The organism is Paraburkholderia sp. OAS925, assembly GCF_040543975.1.
In the GTDB taxonomy this organism is placed as follows: domain Bacteria; phylum Pseudomonadota; class Gammaproteobacteria; order Burkholderiales; family Burkholderiaceae; genus Paraburkholderia; species Paraburkholderia graminis.
Window position 1 is genome coordinate 224,162 of sequence record NZ_JBEUNO010000002.1, and the last position, 21,828, is coordinate 245,989.

Annotated in this window: 19 protein-coding genes; 11 read left to right on the forward strand and 8 right to left on the reverse strand. The window is 62.4% G+C overall.

Annotated features, from left to right (window positions below; translation table 11 throughout):
* Window positions 1-8: 8 nt before the first annotated feature.
* Entirely contained in the window at window positions 9-1,160 is a 1,152-nt protein-coding gene (locus tag ABIE53_RS19780; RefSeq protein ID WP_029970151.1) for an ABC transporter ATP-binding protein, read from the reverse strand.
* 190 nt (window positions 1,161-1,350) lie between these two features.
* Here ABIE53_RS19780 and ABIE53_RS19785 point away from each other — a divergent pair, with 190 nt between their 5' ends.
* The 5 genes from ABIE53_RS19785 (at window position 1,351) to ABIE53_RS19805 (ending at window position 6,967) form a co-directional block, all read left to right on the forward strand.
* Complete coding sequence (locus ABIE53_RS19785) at window positions 1,351-2,382, forward strand: LacI family DNA-binding transcriptional regulator (RefSeq protein WP_192699787.1); 1,032 nt, start codon at window positions 1,351-1,353, stop codon at window positions 2,380-2,382.
* A 390-nt stretch (window positions 2,383-2,772) separates the two neighbouring features.
* On the forward strand, window positions 2,773-3,777 hold the full coding sequence (locus tag ABIE53_RS19790) for a sugar ABC transporter substrate-binding protein (protein WP_029970147.1): 1,005 nt from the start codon (window positions 2,773-2,775) through the stop codon (window positions 3,775-3,777).
* An 87-nt stretch (window positions 3,778-3,864) separates the two neighbouring features.
* Window positions 3,865-4,851 carry an ABC transporter permease gene (locus tag ABIE53_RS19795; RefSeq protein WP_006049903.1) on the forward strand — a complete coding sequence of 329 codons (987 nt, stop codon included), beginning with the start codon at window positions 3,865-3,867 and terminating at the stop codon, window positions 4,849-4,851.
* A gap of 52 nt (window positions 4,852-4,903) precedes the next feature.
* Complete coding sequence (locus ABIE53_RS19800) at window positions 4,904-5,701, forward strand: ATP-binding cassette domain-containing protein (protein WP_006049904.1); 798 nt, start codon at window positions 4,904-4,906, stop codon at window positions 5,699-5,701.
* A 30-nt stretch (window positions 5,702-5,731) separates the two neighbouring features.
* Window positions 5,732-6,967, forward strand: coding sequence for an ROK family transcriptional regulator (locus tag ABIE53_RS19805; RefSeq protein ID WP_192699786.1), 1,236 nt, complete (start codon window positions 5,732-5,734; stop codon window positions 6,965-6,967).
* 20 nt (window positions 6,968-6,987) lie between these two features.
* On the opposite strand, the gene ABIE53_RS19810 is transcribed toward ABIE53_RS19805, so the two are convergent.
* Window positions 6,988-10,074, reverse strand: coding sequence for a transglycosylase domain-containing protein (locus tag ABIE53_RS19810; protein ID WP_192699785.1), 3,087 nt, complete (start codon window positions 10,072-10,074; stop codon window positions 6,988-6,990).
* A 215-nt stretch (window positions 10,075-10,289) separates the two neighbouring features.
* Window positions 10,290-11,288 carry a LysR family transcriptional regulator gene (locus tag ABIE53_RS19815; RefSeq protein ID WP_192699784.1) on the reverse strand — a complete coding sequence of 333 codons (999 nt, stop codon included), beginning with the start codon at window positions 11,286-11,288 and terminating at the stop codon, window positions 10,290-10,292.
* A 135-nt stretch (window positions 11,289-11,423) separates the two neighbouring features.
* Here ABIE53_RS19815 and ABIE53_RS19820 point away from each other — a divergent pair, with 135 nt between their 5' ends.
* The 3 genes from ABIE53_RS19820 (at window position 11,424) to ABIE53_RS19830 (ending at window position 14,566) form a co-directional block, all read left to right on the forward strand.
* Complete coding sequence (locus ABIE53_RS19820; protein ID WP_192699783.1) at window positions 11,424-12,356, forward strand: dihydrodipicolinate synthase family protein; 933 nt, start codon at window positions 11,424-11,426, stop codon at window positions 12,354-12,356.
* A 77-nt stretch (window positions 12,357-12,433) separates the two neighbouring features.
* Window positions 12,434-13,723, forward strand: coding sequence for an NAD(P)/FAD-dependent oxidoreductase (locus ABIE53_RS19825; RefSeq protein WP_192699782.1), 1,290 nt, complete (start codon window positions 12,434-12,436; stop codon window positions 13,721-13,723).
* Between the two features lie 132 nt (window positions 13,724-13,855).
* Window positions 13,856-14,566: a TetR/AcrR family transcriptional regulator gene (locus ABIE53_RS19830; RefSeq protein WP_192699781.1), complete on the forward strand. Its 711-nt coding sequence runs from the start codon at window positions 13,856-13,858 to the stop codon at window positions 14,564-14,566.
* A 117-nt stretch (window positions 14,567-14,683) separates the two neighbouring features.
* On the opposite strand, the gene ABIE53_RS19835 is transcribed toward ABIE53_RS19830, so the two are convergent.
* The 3 genes from ABIE53_RS19835 to aroQ are packed head-to-tail and all read right to left on the reverse strand — an operon-like array spanning window position 14,684 to window position 17,458.
* Window positions 14,684-16,057, reverse strand: coding sequence for an MFS transporter (locus ABIE53_RS19835; RefSeq protein WP_006052718.1), 1,374 nt, complete (start codon window positions 16,055-16,057; stop codon window positions 14,684-14,686).
* A gap of 58 nt (window positions 16,058-16,115) precedes the next feature.
* Complete coding sequence (locus ABIE53_RS19840) at window positions 16,116-16,994, reverse strand: shikimate dehydrogenase (RefSeq protein WP_192699780.1); 879 nt, start codon at window positions 16,992-16,994, stop codon at window positions 16,116-16,118.
* A gap of 8 nt (window positions 16,995-17,002) precedes the next feature.
* On the reverse strand, window positions 17,003-17,458 hold the full coding sequence (gene aroQ / locus ABIE53_RS19845; protein WP_006052720.1) for a type II 3-dehydroquinate dehydratase: 456 nt from the start codon (window positions 17,456-17,458) through the stop codon (window positions 17,003-17,005).
* Between the two features lie 307 nt (window positions 17,459-17,765).
* Between aroQ and ABIE53_RS19850 the strand changes: the two genes are divergently transcribed.
* From ABIE53_RS19850 to ABIE53_RS19860, 3 genes are all read left to right on the forward strand, one after another.
* A complete protein-coding gene (locus tag ABIE53_RS19850; protein ID WP_192699779.1) occupies window positions 17,766-19,649 on the forward strand; it encodes a bifunctional sugar phosphate isomerase/epimerase/4-hydroxyphenylpyruvate dioxygenase family protein in 1,884 nt (627 codons plus the stop codon).
* 275 nt (window positions 19,650-19,924) lie between these two features.
* Complete coding sequence (locus ABIE53_RS19855) at window positions 19,925-20,257, forward strand: hypothetical protein (protein ID WP_114157611.1); 333 nt, start codon at window positions 19,925-19,927, stop codon at window positions 20,255-20,257.
* A 165-nt stretch (window positions 20,258-20,422) separates the two neighbouring features.
* Entirely contained in the window at window positions 20,423-20,683 is a 261-nt protein-coding gene (locus tag ABIE53_RS19860; protein ID WP_006052723.1) for a hypothetical protein, read from the forward strand.
* A 31-nt stretch (window positions 20,684-20,714) separates the two neighbouring features.
* Here the strand turns inward: ABIE53_RS19860 and ABIE53_RS19865 are convergent, their stop codons facing one another.
* Both ABIE53_RS19865 and ABIE53_RS19870 read right to left on the reverse strand, forming a co-directional pair.
* Window positions 20,715-21,044, reverse strand: coding sequence for a hypothetical protein (locus tag ABIE53_RS19865; protein ID WP_006052724.1), 330 nt, complete (start codon window positions 21,042-21,044; stop codon window positions 20,715-20,717).
* Between the two features lie 10 nt (window positions 21,045-21,054).
* A complete protein-coding gene (locus ABIE53_RS19870) occupies window positions 21,055-21,822 on the reverse strand; it encodes an AraC family transcriptional regulator (RefSeq protein WP_192699778.1) in 768 nt (255 codons plus the stop codon).
* Between the last annotated feature and the right edge of the window lie 6 nt (window positions 21,823-21,828).

Below are 21,828 nucleotides of genomic sequence, written 5' to 3' on the forward strand. Positions count from 1 at the left end.
AATGTCCTTTATGCGTAGTGTTCGACGGATTCCAGCGAAGCGGCGGCAAAGCCGTCTTCGGTAAACAAATGCGTGGCGTGGCGCGGCACACGCAAATGCGCGCGATCGCCCGGCGCGAGATGCGTGTCGCCCGGTGCCTTTGCGATCAGCGTGAAGCCGCCTGGCTGATCGAGATGCACGTAGCTGTGTTCGCCGAGTTGTTCGACGAGCGAGACGGTGCGTGTGAGCACCGCTTCATCCTGAAGCGAAGACGTGTCGATGAATTCAAGGTGCTCCGGACGCACGCCGAGCGTCACCGGTTGAGCGACCTCGAGCGCGGCGCCATCCACGGGCACGCGTACGTTTTCGAGCGTCGTGTCGAGCGTGACGATTACGCCTTGCGCGTCGACGGAAGCAACCCGTCCCGGCAAAAAGTTCATGCGTGGAGAACCGATAAAGCCGGCCACAAAGCGGCTTTTCGGACGGTGATACAACTCGAGCGGCGCGCCGATTTGCGCGATGCTGCCGTAGCGCTCCGTATCTTTGCCCGCATGCAGCAACACGATCTTGTCCGCGAGCGTCATCGCTTCGATCTGATCGTGCGTGACATACACCACGCTCGCCTTCGCAAACTGCTTATGCAGCCGCGCGATTTCAATGCGAGTCTGACCGCGCAGTGTTGCGTCGAGATTGGAAAGCGGTTCGTCGAACAGAAACACGCCGGGCTGGCGCACGATTGCGCGGCCAATTGCAACGCGTTGACGCTGACCGCCCGAGAGTGCTTTCGGCCTGCGTTCAAGCAGGGCTTCGAGTTGCAAAATGCGCGCGGCTTCGCGTACCTTGCGGTCGATCTCTTCCTTGGGAGTTTTTGCGAGCTTCAATCCAAAGGCCATGTTCTCGAACACGGTCATATGCGGAAAGAGCGCATAGCTCTGAAACACCATCGCGACGCCGCGCTGAGCGGCCGGCACGTCGTTCATGATCTTTCCACCGATCGACAAGTCGCCGTCGGTGAGATCTTCGAGCCCCGCGATCATACGCAGCAAGGTCGACTTGCCGCAGCCCGAGGGGCCGAGAAAAACGCAGAATTCGTTCTCGCCGATTTCCAGATCGACGTCGCGAATCACCGGCGCGCCGTCGCCATACGCTTTCTGTACGCCTCTTAACGAAATGCTCGCCATCGCATCGACTCCGTGATTTAATCGGCTCGACGACGGAGATTAAGCGCTTAATCAGCAAGACCTAAAAAATCGATCGCATGCGATCGCCGGTCCTTGCCTGTCTCCATGTCGTTTTGTCTGTGCGACAGATGGTGCCGTGCCTTGCGCTTTGATGCAAATGCCGGGTAACCATCCCAAATAATGACGATCTATGCCCACACTCAGCGAAGTTGCGCGCCACGCGGGCGTGACGCCCGCCACCGTTTCGAACGTGCTGCGCAATCGCGGCCGCGTCGGCGAGGCGACGCGTCAACGCGTACTCGAAGCCGTCGATGCCCTCGGCTATCGCCCGCATCTTGCCGCTCGCGCGCTGGCCGAAGGCCGCGCGCCGACGCTCGCGTTGATGGTGTCGAGCATCGCCAATCCGTTCTATCCGGAGTTCGCGCTCGCCGTCGAACGCGCGGCGCGTACGAGCGGCCACTTCGTCATCATTTGCAATACTAACGAAGATCCGGTGACGGGCCGCGCCTACCTCGATCAGATTGCCGGCACGCTGTCCGAGGGCGTGTTGGTGACGAACGCGAACCTCGAACTCGCCGACCTTCATGTGACCGAATCGCGCGGTACGCCCGTGGTTTTATGCATGTGGGAGCGGCCCGACGATCCGCCGGGTTTGCCCTGCGTCGCGGTCGATTTTCGTCTGGCCGGCGAGCTTGCCGGCAAACATCTGCTCGAGTTGGGACATCGGCGGATAGGCGCGATTGTCGGGAGCAAGGCGTCCGGCGTTCACGCAACGCGCTACGAAGGTTTCGTCGATGCACTGCGCGCGGCCGGCGTGCGCAGGAACCGCGTCCGACATGCAGCGGATACGATCCACGGTGGCTACACGGCGGCGCGCGCGTTGCTCGAAGCCGACCCGCAACTCACTGCGATCTTCGCGACCAACGATCTGCCGGCGCTCGGCGCGATGCATGCCGCCGCGGACCTGGGCCTCGCGGTGCCCGGGGATTTGTCGGTTGTCGGCATCACCGATATTCAACTCGCGCGCGAATCTCGACCCGCGTTGACCACGGTCGCGGTGCCGACCGTCGAAGTGGCCGGACTCGCGGTGTCGCTGCTGCGCGAGTTGATCGAGTCGTCGTATGGACAAAAGGCACGCGGCAAAACGAAAGTGCCGATGCGAGTTTCGTCCGCGCCGCAACTCGTGGTGCGAGCGTCGAGCGGCACGCCGCGCTCGCGTTGATTTTCCCCTCGCACCGCTGCAAACGAGCGAAGCATGCGCGGCTTTTAGTCGCTAACGCATGCCTTTTAGCTTTCAGATAACTTTCACCGCAGCCAGGACTTTCCCCAATCGGCGCCACTCGACGTTGCATCGCATCACCGCCTTAGAGCCCCGCCCGGTATGGCTTCACACGCCTAGACGTGACTCGCCGCACTCTCACCCCCGCTCACGAGATTCCTTGACGCGCCCGTTCGCGCCTGCTGTACTAAATCAACCAAAGTGATTTAGGCGGCTTCTTTCGACCTCACATCACGGTTCGAATCAGCCGCCGTTCAGGTTGCGCCGCGCAGCGTTCGCATGTGCAACCGCCGGCAGTTCAAACGTCGTTGCCAATAACTGGAGGAGCGTCCCATGAATCTGAATTCCCGCAGGCTTCCTGTCGCCAGGAAAATCGTCTCCATGTGCGTCGCGGCGTCGGCGGTCTGGTGCGCGAGCGCGAGCCAGGCAGCCGACCAGCCGGTCGTCGGCCTCATCACGAAGACCGACACGAACCCGTTTTTCGTGAAGATGAAGCAAGGCGCGGAAGCGGCTGCGTCGAAAGACGGCGCGAAGCTGATTACCGCCGCAGGCCGCTTCGACGGCGATAACGCGAGCCAGGTGACCGCGATCGAAAACATGATGACGGCCGGCGCGAAAGCGATTCTGATCACGCCGAGCGACACCAAAGCGATCGTGCCGAGCATCAAGAAAGCGCGCGCCGCCGGTGTGATGGTGGTCGCGCTGGATACGCCGACCGATCCGCAGGACGCCACCGACGCCCTCTTCGCCACCGACAACTTCAAGGCCGGCGTGCTGATCGGCAAGTACGCGAAAGCCGCGTTGAACGGCAAGCCCGCGAAGATCGCCACGCTCGACCTCGCGCCAGGCGTGTCGGTCGGCGTGCTGCGTCATAACGGTTTCCTGGAAGGCTTCGGCGTGAAGGAAGGCGACGCGTCGATCGTGTGCAGCCAGGACACACGCGGCGATCAGGCGAAAGGCCAGACCGCGATGGAAAACTGCTTGCAGAAAGCGCCGGACATCAACGTGGTTTACACGATCAACGAGCCGGCAGCCGCGGGTGCGTATCGCGCGTTGAAAGCGGCGGGCAAGGACAAGAGCGTGATGATCGTCTCCATCGACGGCGGCTGTGAAGGCGTGCGCAACGTGAAGGCCGGCTCGATTGCCGCGACCTCGCAGCAGTATCCGTTGAAGATGGCCTCGCTCGGCGTGACGGCGGGCGTCGACTACGCCAAGACCGGCAAGAAGGTCACGGGCTATCAGGACACGGGCGTGACGCTGATCACCGACAAGCCGATGTCCGGCATCGACAGCAAGGACACCAAGTTCGGCGTCGACAACTGCTGGGGCAACAAGTAACGCGCACTGCACGGCGGCCCACGTAACGGGCCGCCGAACGATTCGCCGCGCGGCGCCTGCCGCGCTCATGTCTCGAGGTCATCCATCATGTCGACTCCCTCCGCGCCCGCGGGCCATCCGCGCCATTTCTCCGACCGTCTGCCGTCGCTCGCCGAAGTCGGGCCGCTCATCGCGCTCGTGCTGGCTTGTGCATTCTTCATTTCGCAAAGCAGCCGGTTCCTGTCGTTCCAGAACCTCTCGCTGATTCTTCAGCAGACGATGGTCGTCGCCGTCATCGCAATCGGTCAGACGCTGATCGTGCTGACCGGCGGCATCGATCTCTCATGCGGGATGGTGATGGCGTTCGGCTCCATCATCATGACGAAGTTCGCCGTCACGCTCGGCCTGCCGCCGGCCGTCGCGATTCTTTGCGGTATCGCCGCGAGCACATTGTTCGGCGTGCTCAATGGCGTGCTGATCACGCGCATCAAACTGCCCGCGTTCATCGTCACGCTCGGCACGCTGAACATTGCGTTCGCGCTCACGCAGATCTATTCGAATGCGGAAAGCGTGTCGAATCTGCCGGACGCGATCATGTTCTTCGGCAACACGTTCAAGCTCGGTCCCGCCGATGTCACGTACGGCACCGTCCTCACGCTGCTCATGTATCTGGCCACATGGTTCGTGCTGCGCGACACGGTTCCTGGGCGGCACCTGTATGCGCTCGGCAATAACGCCGAGGCCGCGCGGCTGATGGGCTTGTCGTCGCAGAAGATCCTGCTCACCGTGTACACATTGGCGGGCGCGATCTATGGCGTCGCGGCGCTGCTGTCTGTATCGCGTACCGGCGTGGGCGATCCGCAAGCGGGGCAAACGGAGAATCTCGACAGCATTACCGCGGTGGTGCTCGGCGGCACGAGTCTTTTCGGCGGACGCGGTTCGATTTCCGGCACGCTGCTCGGCGCACTGATTGTCGGCGTGTTTCGAAACGGCCTGACACTGATCGGCGTTTCTTCGGTCTACCAGGTATTGATCACCGGCATGCTGGTGATTCTCGCGGTGGCCGCGGACAAACTTTCTCATCGCCGCGGTTAAGCACTGCACCGCCAACATCTTGCATGCAGGTCCGGACCGACAGGAGCCCGTGATGTCGACAACTACTTCCGCTTCTTCCCCGCTGCCCGTTTTACAGGCGCGTGGGCTCGTCAAACGTTATGGCAATGTGACCGCGCTCGACGGCTGCGATTTTGAGGTGCTGCCCGGCGAAATTCTCGCGGTGATCGGCGATAACGGCGCAGGCAAATCGTCCTTGATCAAGGCGTTGTCGGGCGCGACCGTGCCCGACGAAGGCGAGATTCTGCTCGACGGCAAGCCCGTCAAATTCCGCAGCCCGCTCGATGCACGTGCGCAAGGCATCGAGACCGTCTATCAGGAACTCGCGGTCGCGCCCGCGATGAGCATCGCGGAAAATCTCTTTCTCGCGCGCGAATTGGTGAAGCCCGGCTGGCGCGGCTCGATCTTCAAGATGATCGACAAGCGCCGCATGCTGGAGGAAGCGACTGCGCATATGAAAGACCTGCAAATCGGCATTCGTTCGATGCGCCAGGCCGTCGAAACACTGTCGGGCGGTCAGCGCCAGGGCGTCGCGGTCGCGCGCAGTGCGGCATTCGCGCGGCACGTCGTGATTCTCGACGAGCCCACCGCCGCGCTCGGCGTGAAGGAAGGCAACATGGTGCTCGAACTGATTCGCCGTGTGCGCGACCGCGGGCTGCCGGTGATTCTCATCAGCCACAACATGCCGCACGTATTCGAAGTCGCGGACCGCATTCATATTCAGCGGCTCGGCCGGCGCGCCGCGCTCGTCAATACAAAAGACGTGCATATGTCCGAGGCCGTTGCAATCATGACGGGCGCGAAAGAAGCCGACGTCAAGGCGATTGCATGATGCAGTCACTTCGCTGAGGGGCTCATCGTCATGGATACCACGGGCATGCGCCCGCCCCTCAAACGCACGGTCGGCTCAAACCAGGTCGGCATGCGGCAATTCAACGAACGCATCGTGCTGCAGGCGATCCGCCTGCACGGGCCGCTGCCGAAAGCCGACGTTGGCCGCCTGACACGTCTTTCGATGCAGACGGTGTCGATGATCGTCGATCGTTTGATCGACGACGGTCTGCTGGAAAAGCAGGCGCGCGTGCGTGGCAGGATCGGGCAGCCGTCGGTGCCGATTGCGTTGCGCGCGGACGGCGCCTATACGATCGGCATCAAGGTCGGGCGCCGCAGCCTCGACGTGCTGGCGATGGATTTCGCGGGCCGCGTTGTGTGCCGCGACGTGTTCGAGTATCCGTATCCCGATCCGCGCACGCTGTTTCCAGCGCTTGAAACAAGGCTCACGCGCGTGAATCAGACGCTCGGCGCGAGCGCGAGCAAAGTGGTCGGCGTGGGCGTGGCTGCGCCATTATGGCTCGGAGGCTGGCGCGATCTGCTCGGCGCGCCGCCCGACGCGCTGGATGCGCTCGATGCATGGCACGAGATCGACTTGCGCGCGCGCATCGCGACCATGACGGGCCTCCCGGTGGAATTCTCGAAGGACACCACCGCCGCCTGTGCCGCCGAACTCGTGATGGGCCAGGGTCGCGGCATCCACAATTTTCTGTATCTGTTCGTGGGCACGTTCATCGGCGGCGGACTCGTAATCGACGGCCGCTTGCATGGCGGACCGCACGACAACGCGGGCGCGGTCGGCTCCATTCCGCTGCGCGAAGGCAGCGCGCGCAAGCCGGCCAGGCAACTGCTGCACGCGGCATCGGGCTTCGTGCTCGAACGCCTGTTGAGTGAAGCGGGCAAGCCGGCTGCCGCCGCGCACGATCATCGCGCGTTATCGCCGGACATGTGGCGGCACACCGAGGAATGGCTCGATAGCGCGTGCCCCGCGATTGCCAACGCGCTCACGAATGCGGCAGCGCTGCTCGATCTCGAAGCAGTGGTGATCGACGGTGAACTCGACCGGCAAATGGTGCGCGAAATCATTCGCCGCACCGAGCGCGTGCTCGATCGATTCGAGTGGGAAGGGATGGTGCGTCCGCAACTATTGGAAGGCGCAATCGGCGCCGACGCACGCGCGATGGGCGGCGCAATACTGCCGCTCTATGCGCACTTCGCGCCGGTGCATGAACTCTTTCTCAAGCCGGCGACCGAGCCCGCTTATTGATTTGCAGCGACGCGTTCAGTTCATTGCGCCGCGACTCTCTTCACCGAGACCGAAGCGGTCTTTGCGGGCGCGGACTCGAGCAGCGGTTGCAGCGCGGGCGCCATCGACTTCAGCAATTGCACGGAAAGCGCACTCGTGAACTCGTAGCGTGCGGCATATGGTTCGTGCACCCACGCGGTCAACGTGCCGTAAAAGCGATCGCCGATAGCGAAGACGAACGTCGCGCTGCGATTCACCTTGCGCGATTCGATGAGGCGCGCGCCTTTGGCGAATACGTTGAAGCGCTGATCGCCCGTGCCCGTCTTGCCGTACACCTCCATAGTCCGGCCGTCAGGGAACGTGATGCCTTGCGCGAGACGCCGCGCCGTGCCGCCCGTCACTACATCGCGCAACATGCCTTTTACCGTTCCCGCTATTTCCGGCGAAAGCTGCTGTTGCGGCGCGGTTGCCGCGCGGCGGAAATGCGTTTCGTATGGCGTGTCTTTCGCGAAGTCCAGTTGCGTGATGCTTTCGGTCGGCACCTTGTTGCCGTCGTTCGCAATCAGGCCGATCAGTTGCGCGAGCGCGGCGGGCCTGTCACCCGACGCGCCGATTGCCGCTGCATACGAAGGCGTCAGCGTCTCGAACGGATAGCCGAGCGCCTGCCACGATTTGCCGATGGCCTCGTACGCGCGCAATTCGACCATGCGTTTGATGCGGCGATCTTGCGTCGCGTGGTAACGCGTTTTGAAGAGCCACGAATAGGTCTGCAAACGCACGTCGCCGCTTGCGTTCTGAATTTGGTTGAGCGTGGCGTTCGGATGCTCGCGCAGATAATTGAGCGTCCACAACTCCAGCGGATGCACGCTCGCGATATAGCCGCGGTCGTTCAGATTGAAGCGGTCGATTCCGTATTTGGCGTAGAGCTTTGCGAGGTCTTCATCGTCGAGTATCGAGGCGGCTGGCGTATTTTTCAGCGCGGCGCGCATCTTCTCGTTGAACCACGCGTTGGACTCGTCGGGCGCGACGCTGCGTAATACGGTCGCGACTTTCGGCGGCGATTTGCGCACGCCGAGCAGCAACAAAGCGAGCGCCTGGTCGCGCGTCTTGCCGTGATACTTCGTATAGAACCGGTGCATGTATACGCGGCTTTCCTGATCGGCGAAACGCGTCAGATACATATTGCGAATCGCGGGATCGTTTAGCCACTGCGACGAAGGCCCGGTCGTCTGCACCATCTCATAGTGAACGATGTCGCGCATCATCCGCACGAACACCAGATTCACCGAATGCTGGAACGCGCGACGAACCGTGAGAATGCGGCTGTTGTCGTCGGAATCGAAATTGTTGAAGCTCTGCGCGCCGCCGCCTGTATAGAACGTTTCGCCGGGACTCGCCGAGTATTTGCGTTCGACGGCTGCATCGAGCATGGGTTGCAATGAGCGGTCACGTGTATGCGCCAAGTAGTCGAGCGCCCAGCGCGTCAATTGATCGTTTGGATCGGGCTTGATGGCTTTCAGCTCCGTCGCGCTCAGAGCGGCGTAACGGCCATGCAGTTGAGAGACGATCTGCAAATACGTCACCATGGTGCGCAGTTTCGCGGTGGAACCGAGATTGAGCCGCGCGCCGGAATTGATGTCGAACGGCTGGTTCACGCTGTCCGTTTGCACTCGCACGAGGTTCGCGCCGTCGCGCCGCTCGAATAGTGTGAAGCTGTAGGCGATTTTCGACGGATCGTCGGACGCGCGCAGCATTTCGAAACCGACCAGACCCGCGGCCTTCGCGCCCTCGCGTGTGGCGGCGGCGGCAAGCCTCTCGCTCACGGCCTGTTGCACGGCATTGTTGAGCGTGCCCGTGGCTTGCAGGTCGAGCCGGTCAAGTTCGTAGAAGCTCGGAATGCCGAGCGCCGCGAGCAGATTCGAGCGCATCGACGTGACGGCTTTGCGCGACACGAACGAGCCCGTGTTTTGAGCGGGTTTTGGCGCGCGGTGCAACTGCACGTTCGTCGACAGCGCCGCATCGCGCAGCGCGGCGGAAATCACGCCGCCACTCGCGAGCAAGCGCAAATAGCTGTCCGTCAGCCGCTCGAGTTCCGGATAGCCGCGATGCAGGAAATACGACGGCGCGCGCTGCGCGATCATCAACGACAGTACTTCGCGGAAGGCTTCTCCTTGCGCCGCCAAATTCTCTTCACTTGAAGGCGCGGCGAGTATGCGGTTCACGTCCGCGAAATCGCGGCCGTACCACGCGGCGAGCCCGTCGCCCATGCCGTTGATTTCGCCGATGCCGGGTTGCGCGGCCAACGGCACCGAATTCAGGTAATGCACGACGATCTGCTGACGTGCGGGCATCGTTTGCGGGCCGTTCAGATAGGCACGCACAGAAGCGGATGCAATCTGCCGCAGCTTTTCCGGCGGCGTTGCAGTGCGGCCGCCAGCCGAGTGGCGGAATTTTTCGATCTGCGTGGCGAGCGTGCTGCCGCCAGGCGTCGGCTGATGATGATTGAATACGCGCGCGCCCTGGTCGGCCAGCGCGCGGCTAAAGCGTCCCCAGTCGATCGCCGGGTTACGGTTTGGCTGATTCGGATCGAGCAGATAGCGGTCTTCGATAAAGAGCAGCGAATTGACTATGACGGGCGGAATCGCCTCGAAGCTCGCATAGGCGCGGCCTGGAAAATTCGCGCTGAAAAGCGCTGCGCCAGTGCCGTCGAAGAGTTGCAAACCGGCCTGGTCTTTCTCGGCATACGGCAGAAAAAGACTTCTGTCCGCGAGCGAAAGCATGCGTTCCGAATCGCGCGCCTGCGCGGTTATTTCGAAGCCGCGTTGCAGCAGGCGCTGCTGGATGGACGGCAGCAGCGCGTAACCGAGGCGCGTGTCGTAAGGGCCTTTATCGGTTTCGGGGAAGCGAATGGAATGACTGGGGCCGTCGTCGACCGTGAAACCGACGTCGCGGGTCAGTTCGGACAGATAGTGCGCTTGCAGCCGGGACGTTTCTATTTCGAGCTGGCATAAGCGTGCAAGCCACGCCAAGCCCAGCAACAACGCCGCCGCCAGCGCCCATTTGATCCACTTGCGCACCGGGCTGGTGCCGGTGGCGCGAAGCGGAAACCGAACCGATGGCCGATTCATGACTGCTCTCCCCGAACGGGCGCCAGGCTCGTAAATCCGGCACCCTTTAAGGAGTTTAGCTCGGACGCCCGCACGCAATTGGTTCGGATAAACCCCCAGTGTCGCGGCTACAACACCCGCTGCGGCGACATAGCAAAGTGCGAATTACCGTGCGATATTTAAGGTCTGCGCGATGTCGGCCGCGAGTGTGAGTGTCAGTCGAAAAAACCGCTTGTTCAGGCGGCTTTTCGTTTCGTGGTGAGTGCGCGCTTTGGCTTTGGCTTCTGCATGTCCGGCTCGTCGCGCATCTTCATGTGCTGCCGCAGCAATTCGACAAAGCGTTCCGCTGGCGGCGACAGCACGCCGCCTTTGCGCGTCACGACACCGAACGTCTGCGAAGGCGATTTCAGTTTGACCGGCACCGCGCGCAGCATTTTTTGCCGAATGAACATCTCGGCGATGGCAGTCGGCAACAACGACACGAGATCCGCGCGGCTTTGCAATAGCGCGACGGTCACAAAAGTCGATGCCGTCGAGATCGGGTTATCCGGCATTGTGAGCCCCGCTAGATCCATCTCGCGTTCGAGCAGCGCGTGCAACGGCATATGCGACGGATACATCACCCAACGATGATCGGCCAGATCGCCGAGCTTCACTTCCTTTCTCGCCAACGGCGGATGACCATAGCCCACCACCACCGATAACGGCTCATCCGCAAGCGGACGATACTGGTATTTCGATGGATCGGCTGCCACGGCGGCGCGGCCGATCATGAGATCGAGGCGGCCGTCGTCGAGTTGCGCGAGCATGCGCGCGCTCGTGTCCTCCACCACTTCTATCGACAGGTTCGGATGTCCCGCGTGCAGCCGATTCACGGCGGGAATCACGCACTGCGGAATAGCGCCCATGATCGCGCCGATCGCGAGGCGCCCGCCGCGCCCCGAGCGTATTTCAGCGACGTCCTGACATAACGCGGTGAGGTCCGTCGCGACGAGGCGCGCATGGCGGATCACGCAATGCCCGAGCTGATTCGGAATCATGCCGCTTTTCGAGCGCTCGAAAAGCGGTGCTTCGAACATCGACTCGAGTTCCTGCAACGCTTTGCTCGCGGCAGATTGCGTCATCGACATGAGGCCGGCCGCTTTATGCAGCGATTTCTGGTCGTCCAGCGCGATCAGCAATTGCAACTGCTTCATGCGCAATTTGCCGAGCAGAACGTTCAACGTGTTTTTCATGAAAGCCGCGGTGAGTCGTAAAAGCGATCACAGGATGGAAACAATTCAATATACCCGGCCGCCGCAGCGCCGTATAGTCGGCGGTGGAGACATCGACACTGCCGTGCCCTACCACTTCTAAAAGGCGCCCGAATCATGAGCCAAACCACCCATGCCGCCGCGATGCGCGGCGTCTTTCCCGTTGCTCCCACCATTTTCGACGACGCCGGCCGGCTCGATCTGGAAGGCCAGAAGCGCTGCATCGACTTCATGATCGACGCGGGTTCGAACGGCCTGTGCATTCTGGCGAACTTCTCCGAACAGTTCGCGCTTTCGGACGACGAACGCAACACGTTGATGCACGTCGTGCTCGATCACGTCGCGGGCCGCGTGCCGGTGATCGTCACGACCACGCATTTCAGCTCGCATCAATGCGCGGAGCGCAGCCGCCGCGCGCAAGAAGCCGGCGCCGCGATGGTGATGGTCATGCCGCCTTATCACGGCGCGACGATCCGCATCGGCGAGCGCGGCATCGAAGAGTTTTACCGCACGGTGTCCGATGCGATCGACATTCCGATCATGATCCAGGACGCGCCCGTTAGCGGCACGCCGCTGTCCGCGCCGTTTCTCGCGCGCATCGCCCGCGAAATCGAGCACGTCTCTTACTTCAAGATCGAAGTGCCGCAAGCCGCCAACAAGCTGCGTGAACTCATCCAGTTGGGCGGCGATGCGATCGTGGGTCCGTGGGACGGCGAGGAAGCCATTACGCTGATGGCCGATCTCGATGCGGGCGCAACGGGTTCGATGACAGGCGGCGGCTATGCGGACGGCATTCGTCTGATCGTCGACGCGTACGCTGCCGGCGATACGGAAGCCGCCGCCGCGCATTATCAGCGGTGGCTGCCGCTCATCAACTACGAAAACCGCCAGGGTGGCCTCGCATCGTGCAAGGCGTTGATGAAGGAAGGCGGCGTGATTCGCTCGGACGCGGTGCGTCATCCGTTGCCGGCGATGCATCCCGCGACGCGCGAAGGACTTCTCAAGATCGCGCGGCGGCTCGATCCGCTCGTGTTGCGCTGGGGCAGATAAAGCGCGGCCGTGTCTTGCGGCAAGTGAGCGGCTAAGCGGCTGGACGCGGACACGCGAATGCCGCTACGCTAGCCGCCATGGACAACTTTTACGAAGCGACTGTCGCTCGCCCCTCTGCTTATGCGCCGATCGCCGGGCGCCACAGCGTCGACGTTTGCATCGTCGGCGGCGGGCTTGCGGGACTCTCGACGGCATTGGGGCTGGCTGAACGCGGCGTCGCGAATGTCGCCCTGCTCGAAGCGCGGCAAGTCGGCTTCGGCGCATCGGGGCGCAACGGCGGCTTCGTGTTCGGCGGCTATAGCCTCGACTGTGCCGATCTGCTGAAAACGTTAGGCGCGGTTCGCGCGCGCGAGCTTTACGCGCTTACGACCGACGCTGTGGATCTGATGCGCGCCCGCATCGCGCGCTATCGCATCGATTGCGACGCAACCGACGCCGGCGTGATTCTCGCCAACTGGTTCGACGAACCGGCGCGTCTCGACGCGCAACGGCGCCTGATGCGCGATTCGTTCGGCGTCGATTGGGAACCGCTGACGGCAGACCAGCTTGCCTCGCAATTGAAGACCCGCCGTTATCACGGCGGCCTGTTCGAGCGCAACGCGTTTCACTTTCATCCGCTGAAATACGTGCTCGGCGTAGCGAATGCCGCGGCCAATGCGGGCGTGCAAATATACGAGCAGTCGCCTGTCGTGCGTTTGCAGCGCGAGGGCGCGGGCTTTATCGTGCAGACACCGCAAGGCGCAATCGACGCGCGGCACGTCGTGATGGCGGGCGGCGGTTACGCGCGCAACGTCCATGCGAAAGTCGAGCGCGCGGTGCTGCCCATTGCCACCTACGTGATGGCGACCGAGCCGCTCGGCGCGCGTCTGCAAGATGCAATCGATACGCGCGCGGCCGTCTACGACACGCGCTTCGCATTCGACTACTACCGGCCGTTGCCCGATACGCGCATTCTGTGGGGCGGACGCATCTCAGTACGAGATCGCGCGCCTGAAGTCATCGCGCGATTATTGCGGCGCGATCTGCTAAAGGTGTATCCGCAACTACACGACGTGCGCATCGACTACGCGTGGGGCGGACTGATGAGCTACGCGCGTCACAAGATGCCGCAAATCGGCCGCGGCGCGGACGGCGTCTGGCACGCGGTCGGCTTCGGCGGACACGGCATGGCGCCGACCACCGTCTCCGGCGAATTGCTGGCCGCGGCCATTGCCGGCGAGCGTCCGGTGCCCGAAGCGTTCGCCGCGTTCGGTCTGACGCCCGCATATGGCGCGCTCGGGCTCGCCGCCGCGCAGTTGACCTACACCGCGATGCAAACGCGCGACGCGCTCGCCGCGCGCCGCCGGCTATCGCGCCGCCCACACTAAAGGCGGCTCGCGCGTGGACTGCATTCAAGCCGTCTCGAGCGGGCTCGATGCAACGCTCGACGCGCTTGAACCTCGCGTCGGCGCGGGTTTTCGCCATGCTAGAATGCGCCGTCACCGCCGCTCGAATAGACAATGAAAAAGGGAAGCAAGGCCGCCGGGCCCGATACCAACGGCATCCCGTCCGACGCGACGCAGAAGGACGCGCGGCGTGGCGATGTCCGCCGCAAGTACGATCCCGAACAAACCAAACGCAATATCCTCGACGTCGCGACGCAGGAGTTCTCCGCGATGGGACTGACGGGTGCGCGCGTCGATGCGATCGCGGAGCGCACCAACACCACCAAGCGCATGCTGTACTACTACTTCGGCAGCAAGGAAGGGTTGTATCAGGCGGTGCTCGAAAAGGTGTATGGCGACATTCGCGCGCTCGAACAGGATCTGCATGTCAGTGAACTCGACCCCGTGGAAGGCATGCGCGCGCTGGTCGAATTCACGTTCGACTATCACGACCGCCAGCGCGACTTCGTGCGCCTCGTGACGATCGAAAACATCAACGGCGCGAAGTATGTCGAGCAGGTGAAGAGCTTTAAAGGCCGCAACGTCACGGTCATTCACACGATAGAAGATCTGCTTGCGCGCGGTATCGCGGCGGGCAAATTCCGCAATGACGTCGATGCAATCGATCTGCATCTGCTGATCAGTTCGCTGTGCTTTCATCGCGTCGGCAATCGTCATACGTTCGGCACGGCGTTTGGCCGCGATCCGTCGCATCCGAGGTTGCGCGCGCGTCATCGCGCGATGATCGTCGACGCTGTGTTGCGTTTCGTGCGTAAGGAAGATTGAAGCGAAGGTTGAAGCGCGTCGCTCGCAAATGCAAAACGGGACGTGGCTTGCGCCACGTCCCGTTTTTTATCGCGCTTGAGTTTGCGTTTGCAACTGCGTTCGCACTCAAACAACCGCTCAGTCCACCAGCACGATCCGCTTGATGTCGCCGACAATAAAGATGTACGACAGCGCGCCAATCAGCGCCACGATGCCGATAAACACGAGCGCGCCGACAAACGATCCCGTCGCCGCGACGATAAAGCCGACCACGAGCGGCGTCACGATGCCGGCCAGATTCGCGGCGAAGTTGAAGATGCCGCCCGTCACGCCGAGCAGTCCTTCGGGCGCGATATCGGACACCAGCGTCCAGCCGAGCGCCGCCATGCCTTGCGCAAAGAACGCCACCGACAGAATCGCGATCACCGCGACGTTGCTCTCCACGTAGTTGGCGAGAATGATCGTGGACGCGAGCAACAAGCCGGCGATGATCGGCAGTTTGCGCGCGACGTTCGCCGACTTGCCGCGACGCAGCAGCCAGTCGGAAAAGAGCCCGCCGAACATCACGCCGATCGACGCCGCAATGAACGGCATGATCGCGAAGAAGCCGATTTTCAGCCAGCCCATATGACGTTCGGTCGCGAGGTAAGTCGGGAACCAGGTGAGAAAGAACACGAGCGTCGAGTTGCCGGCGAACTGGCCCAGACAGATGCCCGTCAATTGACGATGCTTCAGCAAGCGGCCAATGGTGCGCCATTCGAAGCCGCTTTTCGCGGGCGCCGCGGCAGAGGCGGCGCTGCTATGCCGCTGCGTGAGACCGCCGCCTGCTTCGATATAGTCGAGTTCGGCCTGATTCGCCGACGGATGATCGCGCGGTTCGCGATACAGCAGCCACCAGATGCCGCCGAATACGATGCCCACGCCGCCGACCACATAAAAGAGCGAACGCCAGCCGAACGCGCCCATCAGCATGAACAGGAACGGGCTGAAAAACGCGAGCCCGATATATTCGCCGACGGTGTAGGTGCCCGTCGCCATCGCGCGTTCGCTTTGCGGGAACCACGTCGCGACGACGCGGCTATTGGTCGGAAAGCACGGCGCTTCGGAGACGCCGAGACCGAGGCGGAATACGAACAGGCCCGCGATGCCATGCACGAGTCCTTGCGCGAGCGTGCACAGAGACCAGAAGGTCATCGACAGAAAGTAAGTCAGCTTGCTGCCGAAACGGTCGAGAAAAAGCCCGCCTGGAATCTGCGAAGCGACATAGCTCCACGAGAACACCGAGAACAGCAGGCCCATCATCGCGGCGTTGATGCCCAACTCTTTCGTCAACTGCGGCGCGGCGATGCCGAGCACTGTGCGGTCGAGATAGTTGATCATCGTGCCGACGGCGAGCAGTCCGAGTATCTGATAACGCGCATTCGAGCGGCGCGCCGTGCTCGTGCTCATTTTCGTATTTGCGCCAGACTGTTGATTGGCGTCGGATGGACTGGATTGAATCGGTTGTGGCATAGGTGGTCGTCTCCTCAAACTATTTAGGTATCCGTCATTGACCGGCGTGTGCGACCGGTTAGCGTTCCAGCAGTGACTGGAAATGCGTATAGACGCGCTCGGCATCCGGTTCGAGCCCGGTGAAAATACGCATCGCGTCGACTGCCTGGTACACCGCCATGCCGCCGCCCGACAACGTGCGGCAGCCGAGCGCTTCCGCGGCCTGCAGCAGCGCCGTGCGAATCGGGAAGTAGACGATGTCGGCGACCCACAAGTCGCGATGCAGCAATTCGGCGGGCAACGGCAGGCCCGGCAGCTTCGCCATGCCGGTGGGCGTCGCGTGAATCAGGCCGTTGGCCGCCGCAAGCGTTTCGTCGAGCGACGCGCCCGCAGTGACCGTGCGATCGGCGAAGCGCTTCTGCAATTCGGCGGCAAGCGATTCGGCGCGCGCGGGATCGACGTCGAACAGCGTGAGCGTTTGCGCGCCCATTGCGAGCGCCGCATGCGCGACGGCCGCGCCTGCGCCGCCTGCACCGAGTTGCACGACGCGTTCGAGCGACACGTCAGGCAAGCCGCGTTGAAAAGCGCGCGCAAAACCGGACCAGTCCGTGTTGTGGCCGATGCGTTTGCCGTCCTTGAAAAGCACGGTGTTCACGGCGCCGAGCGCGCGCGCATCGTCGGACAATTCGTCGAGCAGCGGAATCACAGCCTGCTTGCATGGATACGTGATGTTCAGGCCGTTGTAGCCCATGCGTTCGGCGGCAATCAGCAGATCGGGCAGCGCCGAAATGTCCAGCTTCAACGCTTCGAGGTCGATGCGGCGATACACGTAATGCAAGCCGAGCTTGCTGCCTTCCTCCTCGTGCATGGCGGGGCTCAGCGAGCCGCTGATCCCCGCGCCGATTAATCCGACCAGATATGAATTGGCGCTGGCCTGCGCGTTCGTTTGTGCATTCATTGGCGTAGTCATTTCGCCGCCCTATTCTTAAGGATGGTGACCATGCGCTCGAGCGCGAGCACATAGCCTTGCGTGCCGCAACCGACGATGATCGCGTCCGCCACAGCCGACACATACGAGTGGTGACGGAACGCTTCGCGCCGATGCACGTTCGATATGTGTACTTCGATGACGGGCTTTTCAATGGCGGTGAGCGCGTCGGCAATCGCGACGGACGTGTGCGTGTACGCAGCCGGATTGATGACAATGCCGTCGACCTTCGTGCGCGCAGCATGCAGCCAGTCGATCAGTTGATGCTCGGCGTTCGACTGGCAGAAATCGATGGACAGATCGAGGCGCTCTCCCGCATCGCGGCAAAGCCGGGCGACGTCGTCGAGCGTCTCGGAACCGTAGATAGCCGGCTCGCGTGTGCCGAGCAGGTTGAGATTCGGTCCATTGAGGACCAGTACTGACGCAAAACTCATAGTCGTCTCCAGCGGGTAGAACAGGAAGCGCAGAGCCGCGGGCTCGCAACGCTTCTCAACGTATGGCGAAGTGTGCGCGCATTCAGCCGTGTCCGTCATTCGGGGTTTATACGAATTTGTACCATCTAGTTAGTTTGTATAGACTGTGGGAAAATGCGCTTATTCTGGGAAATTCTGGCCTGCGTCTTGCTCACAAAGTAACGAACCAGGCCATTTGACGCATCGCAACATCGCTGCGAAGAGCCTGCGCCGTAGCCACAGCGCGCGATCGCGATAAGCCGTCTGACCGTTTTTGCAGGAGCTGTTCATGCAACGTTCGATTGCCACCGTGTCGATCAGCGGCACCCTCGTCGAGAAGCTGACTGCGATCCACGCGGCCGGCTTCGAGGGCGTCGAGATTTTCGAAAACGATCTGCTGTATTTCGACGGTTCGCCCGCCGACGTACGGCGCATCGCCGAAGATCTGGGCCTGAAAATCATGCTGTTTCAGCCGTTCCGCGATTTCGACGGCGTGAGCGCGGAGCGTCTCGCGCGCAATCTGGATCGGGCAAAACGCAAGTTCGATGTGATGCACGAACTGGGCACGGATCGCATTCTGGTGTGCAGCAACGTGCAGCCCGACACCCTCTGCGACGATGCGCTGATGACCGACCAGCTCGGCGCGCTCGCGCAGGCGGCCGAGGCGGCCGGCGTGATCGCCGGTTACGAAGCGCTCGCGTGGGGCCGGCACGTCAAGACGTACCGGCATGCGTGGAAGCTCGTGAACGCGGTGAACCATCCCAATCTCGGACTTGTGCTCGACAGTTTTCATACGCTGTCGCTTGGCGACACCGTCGACGGCATCGCGGATATTCCAGGCGAGCGCATTGCCTTCGTGCAGATCGCCGACGCGCCCAAGTTCGCAATGGACGTGCTCGAATGGAGCCGCCACTACCGCTGCTTTCCGGGTCAGGGCGATTTCGACGTCGCGAACTTTACGGCTCAAGTCGTGAAAGCGGGCTACAAGGGCCCGCTTTCGCTGGAAATTTTCAACGATGGCTTTCGTGCCGCGCCGACCACCATCACCGCCGCGGACGGGCATCGTTCGCTGCTGTTTCTCGAGGAGCAGACGCGTGCGTTGCTGGACAGCGAGCGGCAACCGGCCGGTGAGCTCTATGAGTCGCCGGCCGCGCCCGCGCACGTCGGCTATCAGTTCCTCGAATTCGCCGTGGATCACACCACGCGCGCGCATCTCGCCGACTGGCTCGGCAAACTGCGCTTTCGCCAGGCGGGCCAGCATCGTTCGAAAGACGTGACGCTTTATCAGCATGGCGCCGCTTCGATCGTGCTGAACGCGGAGCCCGATTCGTTCGCTAATGCGTTCTTCCAGCAGCATGGTTTGTCGCTGTGCGCGTCGGCGTTTCGCGTCGACGATGCGCATCAGGCATTCGAGCGGGCCGCCGGCTTCGGCTATGCGCCGTTTTCCGGCCAGATCGGCCCGAACGAACGCGTGCTGCCCGCGGTGCAGGCGCCGGACGGTAGCCTCAATTACTTCGTCGACGAAACGCCTGACCAGCCGACGCTGTTCGAAGCCGATTTCGTTCTGACGGACATCAACGGCCCGGCGGAAGTGGGGCCGCTCAGCCGTATCGATCACGTGTGCCTTGCCGTGCCGGCGAATTCGCTCGATACGTGGGTGCTGTTTCTGCGCACCGCGTTTGGCTTTCAGGCGGAGCCCGGCGTGCTCGTGCCCGATCCGTATGGCCTCGTGCGCAGCCGCGCGCTGCGCAGCCGCGACGGCTCGGTTCGCGTGGTGCTGAATGCGTCGGTGGATCACCATACTGCGGTCGCCGAAGCGCTGCATACCTATCACGGCTCGGGTCTGAATCATGTCGCGTTCAGCACGGGCGACATCTTCAGCGCGATTCCCGAATTCGTCGCCGATGGCTTGCCGGTGCTGCGCATTCCGCGTAATTACTACGACGATCTGGCCGCTCGCTACGCATTGCCGGACGAGATGCTCGATGCGCTGCGCGAGCACAACATCCTGTATGACCGCGATGAGCGCGGCGGCGAATTTTTCCACGCCTATACGGAACAGCTCGATCAGCGCTTCTTCATGGAGATCGTCGAGCGGCGCGGCGGTTATGACGGCTACGGCGCCGGCAACGCGGCGGTGCGGCTCGCAGCGCAGGCGCAGCGGCGGAGATAGGCGGCGCTCAGCGTTGGCGTGTCGGCTTGTTGGCGTCTTTGCTTTTCGCCGCCGCTACGGGTTCGCAACCGCGCAAAGCAACGCGGCAGGCACGCGCCGTGCGGATCGGCTAGAAGCGGGCTCTCGCCCGATATAATGCAGCCTGATTCGCGGTCCGCGCCGCGCGGCTGCATCGCCGGTCATGTCAGCGGCGCTGTCCGCAGCGCGAGCCCAGCCCGCTCGTCTCGGGCTTGCACCTGCACTCACCGCCCGCCGAACGAAACGCCAGGAGAGATATGAAGAAGTTTGCCGTAGTCCTGTCAGTTCCCCTCCTTTTCAGCGCTTGCGCCTATTTCCAGAAGAATCCGGACGCCGGCGAGCCGGTCACGGACACGACCACGCAGCGCTCGGTCAACGACGTCGTCGCTTGCCTCACGCAACTCGCGACGAATCACAACGCCGCTTTCAAATCGACGTCGATCCCGCAAGGCCAGATGCTCGACTTCGGCGATTCGAACATCGTCAAGGTGCGCAGCGACAATGGTGCGACAACGTACCGCTTCTACGCGGGCAAGCGCCACGTCAATAATCTGTGGATCGAAACCGCGGGGAAAACCTGCGCGCCGTAAGTCACGCAAGCACAGCAGGAAGCAATCGAAAGCCCGGCCGTTAAGGGTTGATAAGCTGCGCCGCTGCCATCTTCGTGTCACGGTGTTACAGGACAATGGTTCTTAAGAACCGTTTAAGACTTCGTCCCCATCATGCCTCGGACACTACCGCACGAGGTGCGCACCATGAACCAGCCCGAACAAAATACCAACGACAACCCGCCGCCGGCGAAGCGCCCCACCATCCTGCGCCGCCTGCTGAGCCATCACGAACTGGCGACGCTGCTGCTCCTGCTGCACGCGCCGATCGACGCGTCCGCGAAACCCGAGATTCCGCAACTGCACGAAGCCGGTCTGATCGAAACTATTTCGAACGATGCCGGCGGCTCGCGCATCCGTTTGACGTCCGAGGGCAATGCCGTGCTGCGCGGACTCGGTGTTAAGTAACGCTACGCCTGCACACCTGCGCTTGCCACGGTTACGCTTGCCACACGCCGTACCCCGCTTCACGCAGTCCAATCGCCAATTCGACTTCCATGTCCTGTGCGCCGCGATAGGGCATCGGATTGAACACTTCGTATAACTCGGGCACGAGGCGCAAGCCGTAGTCGCGCACGTAGCGATTCGCCTGAATGCCGGCCTTGTGCCGGTCGAAGCGCAGATCGGGATCGAGCCCGGTCATCCCCACATACACGCAAGGCTTGTCGAACCGGTAGTCCGGATTCGCGCGGCGAAAGCGCGGCTCGTTCCAGACGGTGTCGTCGAGCAAGACGACGTACACGTAATAGTGATGCTTGCGGCGAACCATAAGCCGGGGTTCAGTTCCTCGACGTGCCGTGCAGCAGCATCCGGTATTCGGTCGGCGTGACGCCGACAGTCGCCTTGAATTGCCGCGTGAACGCGCTGTGATCGGTGTAGCCGCATAGCGCGGCGACGTCGGTGACCTTGTCGTTCGAGACCAGCAGCGCGGTCGCGGCATCGAGCCGCGTCTTCAGCAGAACCTGACGCGGCGTCAAATGAAACACCTTGTGAAAGTAGCGCTCGAGCTGCGCGACCGACATATCCGCCATTGCGGCCAGTTGCTTCAGGTTCAGCGGCTGCACGTAGTTTTCCTGGATGAACTGCACGACCGTCGCGAGCCTGCTATACGCGGGATGGCTGCTCTCGTCCGCTCTCAGATCGCGTGAGATGCCGGCCAGTCCGATGATCTTGCCGGCCGCGTCGCGCAACGGCTGCTTGCTCGTCAGGCACCAGCCCGGCTGACGTCCCGGATAAAGATGCAATTCGAGCTGATCGAACATCTGATTGCCGACGTGGATCACGCCCTCGTCCTGCGCCGTGTAGATGCGGCCGAAGCGGCGCGGAAACACGTCCTCGGCGGTCTTGCCGAGCAGCGCCGTTTTCTCCTTGAAGCCGCAGCGCGAAGCGAGCGTGCGGTTCACGAGCGCGTAACGCGCGTCGGCGTCCTTCACGAAGAAAACGACGTCGGGCAGCGCGTCGAATACGGGCTCGAGCTGCCGGAAGTGCGACAGCATGGCGGACAACGGTGCTTCGTCGGAGGGAAACTGATGAGCCAGCGTGTTCATCGTGCG

What these genes read in the sequence shown, in the direction of transcription:
- ABIE53_RS19820 (WP_192699783.1), top strand. Translation starts at nt 11,424, where the DNA reads ATGAGCCAAACCACCCATGCCGCCGCGATGCGCGGCGTCTTTCCCGTT.
- ABIE53_RS19785 (WP_192699787.1), top strand. Translation starts at nt 1,351, where the DNA reads ATGCCCACACTCAGCGAAGTTGCGCGCCACGCGGGCGTGACGCCCGCC.
- ABIE53_RS19850 (WP_192699779.1), top strand. Translation starts at nt 17,766, where the DNA reads ATGCAACGTTCGATTGCCACCGTGTCGATCAGCGGCACCCTCGTCGAG.
- ABIE53_RS19805 (WP_192699786.1), top strand. Translation starts at nt 5,732, where the DNA reads ATGGATACCACGGGCATGCGCCCGCCCCTCAAACGCACGGTCGGCTCA.
- ABIE53_RS19860 (WP_006052723.1), top strand. Translation starts at nt 20,423, where the DNA reads ATGAACCAGCCCGAACAAAATACCAACGACAACCCGCCGCCGGCGAAG.
- ABIE53_RS19825 (WP_192699782.1), top strand. Translation starts at nt 12,434, where the DNA reads ATGGACAACTTTTACGAAGCGACTGTCGCTCGCCCCTCTGCTTATGCG.
- ABIE53_RS19865 (WP_006052724.1), bottom strand. Translation starts at nt 21,044, where the DNA reads ATGGTTCGCCGCAAGCATCACTATTACGTGTACGTCGTCTTGCTCGAC.
- ABIE53_RS19800 (WP_006049904.1), top strand. Translation starts at nt 4,904, where the DNA reads ATGTCGACAACTACTTCCGCTTCTTCCCCGCTGCCCGTTTTACAGGCG.
- ABIE53_RS19815 (WP_192699784.1), bottom strand. Translation starts at nt 11,288, where the DNA reads ATGAAAAACACGTTGAACGTTCTGCTCGGCAAATTGCGCATGAAGCAG.
- ABIE53_RS19840 (WP_192699780.1), bottom strand. Translation starts at nt 16,994, where the DNA reads ATGAATGCACAAACGAACGCGCAGGCCAGCGCCAATTCATATCTGGTC.
- ABIE53_RS19780 (WP_029970151.1), bottom strand. Translation starts at nt 1,160, where the DNA reads ATGGCGAGCATTTCGTTAAGAGGCGTACAGAAAGCGTATGGCGACGGC.
- ABIE53_RS19835 (WP_006052718.1), bottom strand. Translation starts at nt 16,057, where the DNA reads ATGCCACAACCGATTCAATCCAGTCCATCCGACGCCAATCAACAGTCT.
- ABIE53_RS19870 (WP_192699778.1), bottom strand. Translation starts at nt 21,822, where the DNA reads ATGAACACGCTGGCTCATCAGTTTCCCTCCGACGAAGCACCGTTGTCC.
- ABIE53_RS19830 (WP_192699781.1), top strand. Translation starts at nt 13,856, where the DNA reads ATGAAAAAGGGAAGCAAGGCCGCCGGGCCCGATACCAACGGCATCCCG.
- ABIE53_RS19855 (WP_114157611.1), top strand. Translation starts at nt 19,925, where the DNA reads ATGAAGAAGTTTGCCGTAGTCCTGTCAGTTCCCCTCCTTTTCAGCGCT.
- ABIE53_RS19790 (WP_029970147.1), top strand. Translation starts at nt 2,773, where the DNA reads ATGAATCTGAATTCCCGCAGGCTTCCTGTCGCCAGGAAAATCGTCTCC.
- ABIE53_RS19795 (WP_006049903.1), top strand. Translation starts at nt 3,865, where the DNA reads ATGTCGACTCCCTCCGCGCCCGCGGGCCATCCGCGCCATTTCTCCGAC.
- ABIE53_RS19810 (WP_192699785.1), bottom strand. Translation starts at nt 10,074, where the DNA reads ATGAATCGGCCATCGGTTCGGTTTCCGCTTCGCGCCACCGGCACCAGC.
- aroQ (WP_006052720.1), bottom strand. Translation starts at nt 17,458, where the DNA reads ATGAGTTTTGCGTCAGTACTGGTCCTCAATGGACCGAATCTCAACCTG.